The organism is Myroides marinus (assembly GCF_900109075.1).
GTDB lineage: Bacteria > Bacteroidota > Bacteroidia > Flavobacteriales > Flavobacteriaceae > Flavobacterium > Flavobacterium marinum_A.
In genome coordinates this window covers 105,681-119,533 of record NZ_FNYS01000009.1, presented here as the reverse complement: position 1 = coordinate 119,533, position 13,853 = coordinate 105,681, and the positions used below count along the sequence as shown (strand labels likewise).

At 33.7% G+C, this 13,853-nt stretch carries 12 protein-coding genes; 7 read left to right on the top strand and 5 right to left on the bottom strand.

Annotation, left to right across the window (positions count from 1 at the left end; translation table 11 throughout):
- Positions 1–18: 18 nt before the first annotated feature.
- Entirely contained in the window at positions 19–1,539 is a 1,521-nt protein-coding gene (gene gldJ / locus BMX53_RS10950; RefSeq protein WP_038986239.1) for a gliding motility lipoprotein GldJ, read from the bottom strand.
- Between the two features lie 717 nt (positions 1,540–2,256).
- Between gldJ and porV the strand changes: the two genes are divergently transcribed.
- The 4 genes from porV to BMX53_RS10930 all read left to right on the top strand — a co-directional run bounded on the left by porV (position 2,257) and on the right by BMX53_RS10930 (position 6,176).
- A complete protein-coding gene (gene porV, locus BMX53_RS10945) occupies positions 2,257–3,396 on the top strand; it encodes a type IX secretion system outer membrane channel protein PorV (RefSeq protein WP_074746296.1) in 1,140 nt (379 codons plus the stop codon).
- An 80-nt stretch (positions 3,397–3,476) separates the two neighbouring features.
- Entirely contained in the window at positions 3,477–3,959 is a 483-nt protein-coding gene (locus BMX53_RS10940) for a cytidine deaminase (RefSeq protein ID WP_038986235.1), read from the top strand.
- Positions 3,960–4,197: 238 nt separating this feature from the next.
- Positions 4,198–5,589 (top strand): hemolysin family protein, encoded by a 1,392-nt coding sequence (locus tag BMX53_RS10935; protein WP_074746294.1) that lies wholly within the window; start codon positions 4,198–4,200, stop codon positions 5,587–5,589.
- Between the two features lie 167 nt (positions 5,590–5,756).
- The gene (locus BMX53_RS10930) at positions 5,757–6,176 is read left to right on the top strand and encodes a GNAT family N-acetyltransferase (protein ID WP_038986232.1); all 420 of its coding nucleotides are present in this window, start codon (positions 5,757–5,759) and stop codon (positions 6,174–6,176) included.
- 66 nt (positions 6,177–6,242) lie between these two features.
- On the opposite strand, the gene BMX53_RS10925 is transcribed toward BMX53_RS10930, so the two are convergent.
- The gene (locus tag BMX53_RS10925) at positions 6,243–7,388 is read right to left on the bottom strand and encodes a multidrug effflux MFS transporter (RefSeq protein WP_074746292.1); all 1,146 of its coding nucleotides are present in this window, start codon (positions 7,386–7,388) and stop codon (positions 6,243–6,245) included.
- Positions 7,389–7,472: 84 nt separating this feature from the next.
- Between BMX53_RS10925 and BMX53_RS10920 the strand changes: the two genes are divergently transcribed.
- Both BMX53_RS10920 and BMX53_RS10915 read left to right on the top strand, forming a co-directional pair.
- Entirely contained in the window at positions 7,473–8,255 is a 783-nt protein-coding gene (locus BMX53_RS10920; protein ID WP_074746290.1) for an AraC family transcriptional regulator, read from the top strand.
- A gap of 161 nt (positions 8,256–8,416) precedes the next feature.
- Positions 8,417–9,052 (top strand): uracil-DNA glycosylase family protein, encoded by a 636-nt coding sequence (locus BMX53_RS10915; protein WP_074746346.1) that lies wholly within the window; start codon positions 8,417–8,419, stop codon positions 9,050–9,052.
- Here the strand turns inward: BMX53_RS10915 and BMX53_RS10910 are convergent.
- On the bottom strand, positions 9,002–10,183 hold the full coding sequence (locus tag BMX53_RS10910; RefSeq protein WP_074746288.1) for an MFS transporter: 1,182 nt from the start codon (positions 10,181–10,183) through the stop codon (positions 9,002–9,004). The genes BMX53_RS10915 and BMX53_RS10910 overlap by 51 nt on opposite strands.
- 140 nt (positions 10,184–10,323) lie before the next feature.
- Entirely contained in the window at positions 10,324–11,826 is a 1,503-nt protein-coding gene (gene putP, locus BMX53_RS10905) for a sodium/proline symporter PutP (protein WP_074746286.1), read from the bottom strand.
- A gap of 425 nt (positions 11,827–12,251) precedes the next feature.
- Here putP and BMX53_RS10900 point away from each other — a divergent pair, with 425 nt between their 5' ends.
- Complete coding sequence (locus BMX53_RS10900; RefSeq protein WP_038986227.1) at positions 12,252–12,641, top strand: hypothetical protein; 390 nt, start codon at positions 12,252–12,254, stop codon at positions 12,639–12,641.
- Positions 12,642–13,000: 359 nt separating this feature from the next.
- Here BMX53_RS10900 and BMX53_RS10895 read toward each other — a convergent pair whose 3' ends face one another.
- Positions 13,001–13,732, bottom strand: coding sequence for a CDP-alcohol phosphatidyltransferase family protein (locus tag BMX53_RS10895; RefSeq protein ID WP_038986225.1), 732 nt, complete (start codon positions 13,730–13,732; stop codon positions 13,001–13,003).
- Positions 13,733–13,853: the final 121 nt, after the last annotated feature.

Sequence of the window (13,853 nt, the reverse complement as noted above, 5' to 3'; positions counted from 1 at the left end):
AGAATATTTTAAAATATGTTAATTCTTTGTTTTGCGTTTATCTGACTTAGGACCTACTTTAGTCATTACTAATCTGAATCCTATATAGTCTGTAGCTTGATCTTCTGGGTAGAATCTTCTAGTAGCTGGATCTAACCAGTACGCTCTGTCTTTCCAAGAACCACCTTTAATAACTCTTGATTTTTCATCATATAGAGTAGCTTTTCTTAAAGGTGTAGGAGCTTCTCCTTTAATTCTTCCTCCTAGACCACTTTGTACATTGTCATCTAATAGAGAAGGATCAAATACTTCTTGAGATACTTGTCCAGGTAAGTTGCGTATTCTTAGTTTTCCTGTACTTAAAGTATCAAATTTCACAGTTTCATTTGTAGTCACTACAATTTTACCATCTGCTCCAATTTTGTTTTTGTAGTAAACGTTTCCTTTGTAGAAGTTAAAGTCTGTTTCGTTTTGATCAATAGAAGGATCATAAACGTCAGCAACCCACTCAGCAACGTTACCTGACATGTCATATAGACCAAAGTCATTAGGAGGGTATGATTTTACTGCGTTAGTAATATCTCCATTGTCAGTAGACCATCCAGCTATACCACCGTAGTCTCCACGACCTTGTTTGTAGTTAGCATATTTAGTATTCTGAACGATTGGTTTTCCTTTTTTACGTTTGCTACTTTTATCCCAAGGATATTTCTTACGCCCTTTATAGTTATTGTATTCGCGGTTACCGATAAGACCGATAGCAGCATATTCCCATTCTGCTTCAGTAGGAAGTCTGAACTGAGAGGTAAATAACCCAGAGTTTTGAGTAGCGTATAGGTTGCGGTCTCCTTCTTTAGCTTTGTTTCCTTTTCCTTTATAAGCGATATCGCTATTTCCTCCATAAACAGATTCAGGAGAAACAAGGTAAGTATCTGTACTAAAATGAGAGTCAGATGCAGCATCTAATATCTTAGAGTCTTTCTTAAGATATCCTGCTTTTTCAAGAGCTAATTCGTTAACACGGTCAGTTCTCCACTTCGCGAAATCATTTGCTTGTAACCATGTCACACCAACTACTGGATAGTTAGCATAAGCAGGGTGTCTTAGATAACTACTAATCAGAGATTCGTTGAATCCAGAAGGACCTCTCCATACAGTAGTATCAGGAATAGCACTCTTATAAATTTCTTGGTATAATTCATTGTTTTGAGGGTACACTGTGCGCAACCAATATAAGTATTCGTTATACATTATATTAGTAGTCTCAGTTTCGTCCATATAAAACGATTGTACGTACATTTCTTTTGGATTGTTATTCCAGTCAGCTAGGATGTCGTCTTGTACACGTCCCATTGTAAATGTACCACCTTCTACAGGAACCATTCCGTTAGGAGTACGTTGCTCGTATTTAGTGTTGTACTGGAACCCTCCCTTACTATCATTGATTTTCCAACCTGTAGCTGTTGAAACGTTGCTGTTTGATTTTCCACAACTTGTAATACTAGCAGCAACTAAAATACCTGCAAGTAATCGAAAGTTTAAAAGCTCTTTAATCTTCATCTCGTTATAAATGGATATAAAATTGTACGCAATTTAATAATTAACGTTTAATTAGCAATGTGAATACTTTCATTTAATCGAAAAAGTATCAATATTTTTTATTTTTTAATACGCAATTACTTCTATAACGTTTAAAAGTATTTAGTATTGTTTACTTTAAAAATAATTGTATTCTGTCTCGCTTTTTATTTGATACAAATGTAATCTCTTTAAGTAAAATTAAGGAGTTTGTTTGAATAAAAAAGCATAAAATGCGTTAGTATATTAATTTCTTAGGAGACTCACCTAATAAGGAGATTATATATTCATATTATTAGATATATAATGTAAACCTCTAATTGTAATATAGAATTAAAGGTTTATGTGTTTATTATGATAAAATGAGTTAAATGTTGTGCTGTTTTTATTGAGTATGATTTTAATAAAAGGGTTAAATGATAAGTTTTTGTTATCAAATGTTTATATTTTGTAAGAACAATATTGTTTTGTTTGAATTGTGCTATGAAAAGTAAATTGATGGTAAGAAATAAATATTAAGTTTACCATATCTAAAATAAACAACGATATAGTCACTTATTATTGAATGTTGTATCTACGGATTTTAGTGAGTTTTAAACAAGGTTATACAAGCAGTGTTATTTTGATGCAGTATTGTTAGAAGGCTTTGTTTATAGAAATGTTAAAAAGCTTATATTTGTTGATCTTAAAGAATTAAAGATGAGAAAAGTTACGGCCTTATTCCTAACTGTGTTAGCGGGACAATTTATAAATGCTCAAGAGGTGGTTAGACCTATAACTACTGGAGTACCATTCTTATTAATAGCTGGAGATGCTAGATCTTCTGGTATGGGGGATATGGGAGTAGGTACTTCGAGTGATGTGTTTTCACAACAGCACAATGCTGCTAAATACGCGTTTGCTACACAGGCACAAGGTTTTTCGTTAAACTATAGTCCTTATATGTCTAAAGTAACTAGTGATATGTCATTAGGACAGTTAACGTATTATAACAAATTTAATGAACGAAGTGCTATAGGTGCTAGTTTGCGTTATTTTGGTATGGGGGATATGGAGTTTAGAGATAGTTATCAATCTTCATCAGTTACTAAAAAGCCAAATGAGTTTGCTATAGATGTATCATATTCGCTTAAGTTAAGTGATCGTTTTGGTATGGCGGTTACAGGTAGATTTATCAATTCAAATTTACGTATGCCTGAAGTAGATAATTCTAGTTCTATGGCAAGTCAAATTGCAGTTGATATCGCCGGATTCTACGAGTCAGATATGTTGAGTTTTAACGGATTTGACGGTAGATGGAGAGCTGGTTTTAATATTCAAAACTTAGGTCCTAAGATAAAGTATGACGATGAACAGTATGGAGCATTCTTGCCAGCTAATTTAAAACTAGGAGGTAGTTTTGACTTTATTATAGACAGAGAAAATACTTTGACTGTGGGAGCAGAGATTAATAAACTATTAGTGCCAACACCTCCTGCAGATAGAACAGATGCTGAAGAGACAATGAAGTATAACGATATGAGTTGGTTTAAGGGAGTGTTTAAATCATTCGGAGATGCACCTGGAGGGTTTAGTGAAGAGATGAAAGAGATTGCTTGGTCAATGGGGGCAGAATATTGGTATGATAACAAATTCGCTTTTAGAACAGGATACTTTCATGAGAGTAAAGAAAAAGGTGCTAGACAGTATGCTACATTAGGAGCAGGGTTTAAATATAGTATGATGACTATAGACCTATCATATTTGTTCTCAACATCTAAAATCAATAACCCGATGGAAAATACATTGAGATTTTCACTAACATTTGATTTAGGTAGAAAAACTTACAATAGAGGATAAAAAAATTAGTATATTTGTATAACAATCCAAACCATCCCCACAGATGCGTTTGGATTTTTTATCTCTAATAGTCAAGGATTATGAAAAAAATCGAAATTGTTACAACTTTTTTGGAGTACGATTCGCTAGCAGAATTAGCAACAGCAGATCAAGAATTAATGAATAGAGCAGTAGAGGTTCGTAAACAAGCTTACGCACCATACTCTAAATTTAGAGTAGGAGCTGCTATTTTATTAGAGGATGGAACAATAGTAGTGGGGTCAAACCAAGAGAATGCTGCTTTTCCTTCTGGATTATGTGCTGAACGTACAGCTATATTTTATGTAGGAGCAAACTATCCAGATAAAAAGATCCTTAAAATAGCAATATCTGCTTCGTCAGATTTAAAAGTAACAAATACTCCAATTCCACCATGTGGAGCTTGTAGACAGAGTATTTTAGAATACGAGACAAAACAAGAATCAGCAATCGAAATGTTCTTTATGGGAGCAGAAGGTAAAGTATGTTATTCTCCATCATTGGTTAATATACTACCATTCCACTTTGATAAAGACTCAATGTAGTATTTCGTAGAAAAAGCTTTATTGCAGATAAATTGTTAACTGTACTTCATTTTAGTATTAAAAAAAGTGAGGTAGGATGACTATTTTTATGTGCTTTGTCATATTTTTAAAAAATTAGTAAATATTGATACTTATTGTGTTGATTTAATTATTAATTTTGATACGTGGTTTTTAAACTCAATAGTTTAGACCATAAGCCATTAAAAAGATTTAACATTGGCTTTTCTTAATTCATAAAATGGATACATACGCCCAGATCATTACAATGTTAGCTAGTTCTAGCATTGTACACGAAGAGATTTCAGTAGGTAAGTTATTGCTTACCTTATTTTTAGTATTGTTGAATGGATTTTTCGTTGCAGCTGAGTTTGCAATTGTAAAGGTTCGTACTTCACAGATAGAAGTTCATCAAGAGCTAAATTCAAAAGTAGCAGGTGTTGCTAAAGGTATCGTTGGAAACTTAGATGCTTACTTAGCTGCTACGCAATTGGGAATTACGTTAGCATCACTTGGTTTAGGTTGGGTTGGAGAGAGCTCATTAACACCAGTGATTATGTATCTGTTTGAATTTTTTGGCTTCACAGGACCTGAATGGTATGGTGTAGCTAAAAGCATTTCTTTTCCAGTAGCATTCGCTATTATTACTATTTTACACATTGTTTTTGGAGAGTTAGCACCTAAGTCATTAGCTATTCACTTCCCTACTAAGACAACGTTTACAGTAGCATTACCACTTCGTATTTTTTACTTTGTATTCAGACCAATCATTTGGTTAATGAACGGTTTAGCAAATGGTATTTTGCGTATGATGGGGATTAGCCCTATTCACGGAGCAGATATACATACAGAAGAGGAATTAAAGATGATTATCACAGAGAGTCAAGAAGGAGGAGCGATAGAAGAGACAGAGAGAGTTCTTATTCAGAATGTATTTGACTTTGATGACAGACGTGTAAATAATATTCAGAGCTTGCGTAAGAATGTTTCTGCTATTGAGATAGAAACTAGTGTTAGAGAAGCTATAGATTATGCGATTAGTGAAGGGTATTCTCGTTTCCCTGTATATGAAGACAACCTTGATAATATTAAAGGAGTTATCTATACTAAAGACTTGATGAAAGCAATGATTCAAGATAAAGAAACAGATATTGCATCTTTATTACGTGAACCAATCTATATCTCAGAGAATGCTTTGATTAAGAATGTTCTGAAACAGTTTCAAGCAAAACACTTACAGATGGCTATAGCTACTAATGAAGTAGGTGAATTCACAGGTATTGTTACGATGGAAGATATTCTAGAAGAATTAGTAGGTGAAATCCAAGATGAATATGATAATGAAGAGCCTGTAGTAATGAGTATTGGAGAAGGAAAGTATGTAGTTAGTGCACACTATAACTTATCGGATATTAATAGATTGCTACCTGTGAAGTTTGAAGAAAGTGAGCATTACGATACACTTGCTGGATTGATTAGTGAAGAGTGCCCTAATGAAGAGTTTAAAGTAGGTGATATTATCAAGCTTTGTAACTATGAAGGTAAGGTACTTAAGATGTATCGAAACTCTGTAGAACAAGTAGAGTTATCTCTGCTTAGAGAGGATGAAGAAGATAATTCGGATAATAATTAATATAGAAAAGACAGTTTTAACGAACTGTCTTTTTTATGTCTGCTAGTGAACAGTGTATATGTGAGAGTCGTCAAAGCATTGCTACAATTTATCACATAATGATATATCCATTTGGCGGTCGGGAGAAGCTATAATATATTTGTTCTTATAAATAAGCAATAAGAATTATGAGATATATAGTTTCGTATGATTTAATAGAACCAGATGATTATATAAATATGCGTGTGACATGTGGGTTGTCTTCTAAGACTACCATGGCTGCTGTTATAGGTATTGCTAATTCACTGTGCTGCGTGTCTATTTATGATACTGAGAATGATAATAAGTTTATCGGTATGGGTAGGTTAGTAGGAGATGGAGGATGCCACTGTCAAGTAGTGGATATTTGTGTGCTACCAGAATATCAGGGACAAGGATTAGGTAAACTAGTAATGACTAAACTAACTGAGTTTATTAATGACAATCTTCCTGAGTCTTGCTACGTAAATCTAATAGCTGATGGAGAGGCACATAAGTTATATGCACAGTATGGTTTTAATGATGTGTGGCCTGCATCGAGAGGTATGGGGTATACTAAGAAGGGTTAGTCCTATACTTTTAATTAATAGGCGATAATAGAATAAGAATTAAGGTAAAAAGCTCTTTATAGTTATCTATAAAGAGCTTTTTGTATTTTTAATCAATAAGGATACAATCATAGCTATAACAGAGAAAGTAATCATCACTACTGTGATATTAGGCATAATACTACTGATGTATAGTCCTGTACCAATTAATATGTAATACAGTAATCCAAATAAAGCACTTGCTGTACCAATAGATGATTTATATTGTAACAGAGCCTGGCTTAGAATATTCGGTATTGCAATTCCAAAAGCAGTTACTATAAATACCATTGGAATTAGGAAGTATAAGGTGTTCCCTACAAGTATTAAGACTAAAGTATTGACTATGGCTATAGTTGCTGCTATCTTCATCAAAGTAATAGGTTGATACCCTTTTTCTAATAATCTTTTGTTTAAGGTACTTCCTATGAATGATCCTAAAGCTAAGATTACTCCACTGTATCCATATACTGTTGGGCTTAAACCTTGTTGTTCAAATATGAAAGGAGCAAATGAGTAGTAACTAAACAACAGAACATTGTATCCCATTACCAATAGTGCATACTTCCATAGTAGAGAATCAGTGTACATCTTCTTTGCTAATTCTACAATCTTACTGAACGTTATTTTGTCTGTGGTTTGTTTGGTTTCGTTTAAGGAAAAGAACGAAGTTCCAAATAGTAATATTGATAGTGTAGCTAGAACTGTAAATACTCCCCAATAACCATAGTGATTAGATAATACACCACCAGTTAATAATCCAATCACAGGGCTTACAGAAAGGGCAATTCCCATAATAGAAAATACTTTAGCTAATTCTACTCCAGTATAACTATCTCGCATCATTGTCTGAGTGATAACAGATCCTACTGCTATTCCAAAGGCTGCAATAAAACGTGCAATCAGTATTGTTTCAAAGTTAGTAGCTAATAAAGCTAAGACTGATGCTAGTGTGTACGTAATCAGTCCGCTTAACATAGCCTTTCTTCTTCCAATATAATCACTTAGTATCCCCCAGAATATAACACCTAGTGCAAAAGCTATAAAGTATATACTAATGGTTAGCAGTGTTGTTTCTTTAGGTACATCAAAAGCTTTTGCTAGATGCGTAAGTGCTGGACTATAGATGGTCTCCACGAATTGAGGGAACATCATTAACACAATCATTAGACCTAAGCTGTTTTTTGTTTTCATTGTTTTTAATTTTTGACAAAGGTCTCTAGAATAAGTACTATCTTTATAATACTATAAACTCATTAAATACCAATATACGGACAGATGGCTTATCTACATTCAGAACAGTCTTTTCATCCAGAAGAACTCAATCTACCTGTGATCGGGTTAGCTTCTGATCTAGTACAGCACGATTCTGGTTTTCATCAGCACGATGAACATCAACAGCTACTTTATGCTCCTAGTGGATGTATGACTTTATTGACAGAAGATACACAGGTTATATTACCTCCTACGCGTATGCTTATCATACCAGCAGGATTATCTCATCGCGTATTCTTTAGAAATGTAGTAGCCTATCGTTCTATTTATTTTACTGCAGATGAGAAGATATGGAATGCAGATAGTATCAAAGTATTAGAAGTAAACCCCTTGTTAGAGCAGTTAATAGAGCGGATATGTTTTTGGGAATGGAAAGCTTATACTAAAGAACAATTAGCTTTAGTCAAAGTATTTAGCAATGAGTTGAAAGCTGCGAATGTAGAAGATTATCATTTAAAGATACCTAAGGATAATCGACTTATAAATACAATCAATCAGTTTATCATAGATAAGCGAGTACCTCCATTTTTAAAAGAATTAACTCAAGAAGTTGGAGCAAGTGAAAAGACTATTTCTAGAGTATTTAAAAAGGAGACAGGGATGGTCTATCAAGATTGGCGATTGCAGTGGAAGTACTATCGCTCTTTAGAACTATTAGCAGAGAGTATGCCTATTGCTCTAGTTGCTGATGAATTAGAGTTTTCTTCAGATAGTGCCTTTATAGAGTTCTTTAAGAAGCACTCAGGTAAGACTCCTCATAAGTATTTAACCCATATTCCGCATTAGCCCAAAACTATGAGTAAATTCTACTTTATATCTCTATCACTTCTTCTAAAACCATACTATAGTATGCTTTTTTCATAAGTTCAGAGCTATTTTGTATAATTTACTCTCGTTAATCGGTCTAAGGCTGAATCTGGGTTAAAATGAATAATTATAATAGTAGTATGAATAACTTTGATCAATTACTTATAGATATACGCAATTGTAAGCTATGTGATAAAGAGTTGCCTTTAGGGGCAAGACCTGTTGTATTGTCTAGTGTTGAATCTAAGATTGTTATAATAGGTCAAGCACCAGGTTTAAAGGTACATCAGTCAGGTATTCCGTTTCATGATAAAAGTGGAGAACAGCTTCGTCGATGGTTAGGAGTGACAGAAGAGGAGTTTTATGACACAGCTAATTTCTCTATAATTCCGATGGGGTTTTGTTACCCAGGTAAAGGAGTTAGTGGAGATTTGCCACCTAAGAAGATTTGTGCTCCTACCTGGCATCCCCAGTTATTAGAACAATTGACATCAGTTAAGCTTATCTTGTTGATAGGAAAGTATGCACAAGATTATTACCTTAAGACGAATACTTCACTAACAGATAATGTACAAGCGTTTCACGAGTATTTACCTACTTATTTTCCATTGCCACATCCTTCTCCTCGTAATAATATCTGGAAGGCAAAGAACAAATGGTTTGAACAGGAAGTAATCCCTGTCTTACAGCATCAAGTAAAGGTGATTTTAAATAAAGAATCAGTGTTAAACTCTTTTAGCGAAAGAGAGTTTGTTTCTAAAAAACATGTAGATTAAACTCAGTACGATTACTATAGCACTTGCATACATGATAGTAGGTATATGTGTTATATTATCTTTATAATACCATCCTGCTAAGAATGCACCTCCTCCTACACCAGCTTCTAGAGCGATGTACATAGTAGATACAGCACGTCCTCTCTGATCTGGCTGACTGAAATCGATAGTCCAAGCGTTTAATGCTGGAGATAAGATTCCTAGTGATATACCATAGACGAATGCACCTAAGTACAATCCGTTAGTGGATTCATAGAACCCAATGATGGCTAGAGAGATAATTAGTAATACTAGTCCTATATTAATAATCAGTACACGGCCATATTTATCTGATACTTTACCTGCTATGAACCTTACTAATAGAGAAGAGATCGTAAATATCATAAAGAATATTCCTTTATTCTCTAGTCCCAAGTGGCCTGTCCAATCTGGTATAAGAGTTAGTATTACTCCATAAGCGATGTACGACATAAAAGTCACAAAGGCCGCTGGAAATACTCCTAGGTCAAAGATGTCTTTACCTGATATTTTAAGTAGTTTGAATGAGAACTTCTCTTTGATCTGTAATGTCTCTTTCATATTCATTAAGATCACGATAGATAATAAGGCAAAAGCAGATGATGTATAAAATAGAAAGTCTATAGACGTGTACATCTTTATAGTACTACCGATAGCGGGGCCTATAGCCATACCTGTACTAAAGCATATACCATGTAGGCCTAATGCTTCTCCCCAGCGTTCTCTAGGGACAATATCTGCGACATAAGCAGCAGTAGCAGTAGGCTTAAATCCAGTAGAGAACCCGTGTAATAATCTCAAGAATAAGAAACCTGATACAGATGTAAGGATAGGGTAGAGTAGACTACATACAAAACATACTATGGAACCTATAGCCATAATAGGCACACGTCCTATCTTATCAGTTAGCTTACCACTAAAGGGTCTAGATATACCAGCTGTGATTGTAAATAGACCTATGATTAATCCTTTATATTCAGCTCCTCCTAAGCTAGATAGGTAATCTGGTAACTCAGGGATAAGCATATTAAAACTAGCAGAGAATAATAAAGAGCTAAGGCATACTAGTATAAACTGAGTATTATATATAGGATGTGAGTTAAATCTAGACACGTATTGTATTTTTATAAGTGCACAAAGTTATTGGTTTACATTGTGATGTACAATATTTATTGCTTTTGTCAATTGCACCAAATAAAAAACTCTCCATATTTTACTAAATATGGAGAGTTAGATATAAATGTTATACTATATTATTTCTCTTTGTGATAGATAGCGTCTGCTGTTTCGAACTTTTCTATCATTTCAGCAGATGGTTGTTTACCGTATTTAGATACTAAGTAGATCGCTATTGAACTGAATGCAAAACCTGGAATGATTTCGTATAAAGCATTTCCAAATAAGATAGGCCATAAGATTACAGTTGCAGCTCCTATTAGTACCCCAGCGAAAGCACCCATTCCTGTTGTTTTCTTCCAGAATAGTGTGAATAGAATAGCTGGACCAAATGCAGCACCAAAACCTGCCCAAGCGTGTGCTACTAGAGCTAAGATTTTACTATCAGGATCATAAGCAATAAAGATTGCAATCAACGCAATTAATAGTACAGCGAATCTACCTGTCCATACTAATTCTTTCTGACTAGCTCCTCTTCTGAAGTAAGCTTTGTAGAAATCTTGTGTTAATGTACTAGACGACATTAATAATTGTGCACTTAATGTACTCATTACCGCAGCTAATATCGCTGATAGTAATATACCTACTACCCAAGGATTAAATAATTGTTTGATCAGTTCTATAAAGATCATCTCATTGTCTTTTGTCACTACACCAGCTACTTCAGGATGTTTAAAGTAGTAGCTGATTCCTAAATAACCAATAGTAACTGCACCACCTAGACATAAGATCATCCAAGACATTCCTATACGTCTAGCGCTTTTCATTGTTTTTACACTGTCAGCAGCCATAAAGCGTGCTAATATATGAGGTTGGCCGAAATAACCTAATCCCCATGCCGCTGCACTTATCACTGCTACGAAACTTACTTTATGTGTAAGACTAGAGTATGATATATCATTAGCAATAGCAGCTTCATTAGTATAAGCAGTGATAGCATCCCATCCACCCATATATAAGATAATCATCACAGGTGTTAAGATTAAAGCGAATAGCATTAACGATGCTTGTATTGTATCACTCCAGCTTACTGCTAAGAATCCTCCAATGAACGTATATGCGATAGTAGCTAATGCTCCTAAGTATAATGCATTGATGTATTCCATGTGGAATAGCGTTTCGAATAATCTAGCTCCAGCTACCATACCAGAGGCACAGTATATCGTGAAGAAGATTAAGATTGTCACAGCAGATACTGTTTTTACTAATTGTCCATCTTTACCAAATCTGTTGTGGAAAAAGTCTGGTAGGGTTAAGGCATTGTTATTGATTTCAGTGTGTACACGTAATCTTCCTGCTACTAATTTCCAGTTATAGTACGCACCTACTGTTAACCCGATTGCAATCCAGCTTTGAGATAAACCTTTAGCAAAGATAGCACCAGGCAATCCCATTAATAACCATCCTGACATATCTGATGCTCCTGCTGATAACGCAGTCACCAATGGGCCAAAACTACGACCTCCTAAGATATAATCAGAAAAGTCTTTTGTGCGTAAATACGCAATTACTCCTATTCCTAACACTACCACTAGATATATGGTAAATGTTATAATAGTTGGATCTAAATTCTCGAACATTATGTTGTTATTTTTTTATTAAAAATATGTAAATAAATTAAATATCCCAATAATCAAACAAAATAATGGATTTAAATGAGGTTTTTTCAATGGCAAGGTGGTTTGTAAATTGGGTGTTTTTTGCCAGAACTATTAGTGATGTGATATAAAATAGGTGGATATATAAGTGGTAGAAGTTATGAAATGTTAATTTTTTTAAGAAATTAAAAATAACATTTGCCCCCTTTAGAATAGAGTACATATTAACTCAATATCCTAAGTTAGTTCCTGTTTATTGTAAGATCACTTGTTTTAAAAAACTACTAGAGTATGATGTTATTCTGTTTTTATAGATTGAATGTATAATCTAAGGTTTGATAACATTTGTTATCGTCTCTGTATTTTGATGACTATAGCTTTGTACTCATTAATAAATAGATAGTATTATGACAAACAAAGACCTAGTTAAAAACTGTTTTTTAGCCTTATTTGAACAATCTAATTATGACAGTGCTGTCATAGAGAAGTACTTTTCGGCAGAATATATTCAATGTGTCGATGGAGTAATATTTGATTACTTTAAATTCATGACACATATTAAGAAGTTGAAGGAGTTAACGAGAAGCCTTACACTAAAGTTTAACTATATAATAGGTGAGGGAGATATCGTCTTTACTAATCATACTGTGACAGTGGTCAAAAATGATGGTAGTGTGAGTAAGGTGAAAGTCATTGCTACATTTATCATTAAAGATAATAAGATAGTGTATTGTGACGAGTTAACTAGACACTTAGAAGGAAATGAAGATGATGCTAACTTCGGTTCGGTTGTTTAAATAAAGGACAAAATAAAAGCCCTATACGGGGGGGTAAGGTGTATAGGGCAAAAAAAAGTAGTATGAAAAAAAAGTTTATAATAATGTTTTCAATAAGTGTGCCAATGACCGTTTTATTTTGAGTAAAGTACTTGTTTTATAACGAATTACTCAAATAGCGAATAATATATTGAAGTATAAACTTATTTTGAGAAATACTATATTCAGTGTTCTAAGAGATAATAAAGTAGTCAGATAAAAATGGGTTAGAGATGTAATTGTTCTGATTTGTAATAGAATGTCTTAATGGAGTAAAAATAAAAAGGCGAAGTATCTTAAATACTTCGCCTTTAATTTTATAAAAGGTAATCTTTATTCGATTATTGTTTACTTGTCATATTCTTAATAATAGACAATAAAATATAAACTAGAATAATAATAGGAATAGCTAGATACTGTAATGTGATCAGCAATACTAATGATAGAATTACGAAACCTATCTGTAATTTATATGCTCCTAGATTATTCGGTTTTACTTTTAATGAGAACAGAGGTAACTCAGCATTCATAATAATAGCACTCAGAATACTGATCACTACTAATAAATATGGATTACTAAGGATATCTATGATTGCTTGATTTGAAGTAGTAGAGATAATCATCGGGATACTCAAGATAAATAAAGCATTACCAGGAGTAGGAAGACCTATAAATGAGTCAGTCTGTCTCGTATCAATATTAAACTTCGCTAATCTATACGCAGCCCCTAATGTGATGATAAAACCTAAGTATGGTACTACACCCATATAGTATGTCTCAGGAGTAAGATTATATATCTCTTGGTTCTCTTGTATATTCGCTAACATTTTATAAACTACTAATCCAGGTACCACACCACTAGTGACCATATCAGCTAGTGAGTCTAGTTGTAATCCCATTTCGCTTTTTACGTTTAGGATACGCGCTACGAACCCGTCCCAATAGTCAAAGAAGATTCCAATACATACCCATAAGAAAGCCATATGTATATTATCGTCAAATGCATACACTAACGCAATTAACCCTGATAATAAGTTTAATAAAGTGATAGCATTAGGAATGTGTTTTTTCATAACTGAAATTTGTTTGTTTATATAAACCTTATAACGGTTTATTTGTCTTTATTGGTACAAATGTATCATAAAGTTACTAAAATTTATAGTGTTTAAGGGGATTACTTTAGAGAATGTAATT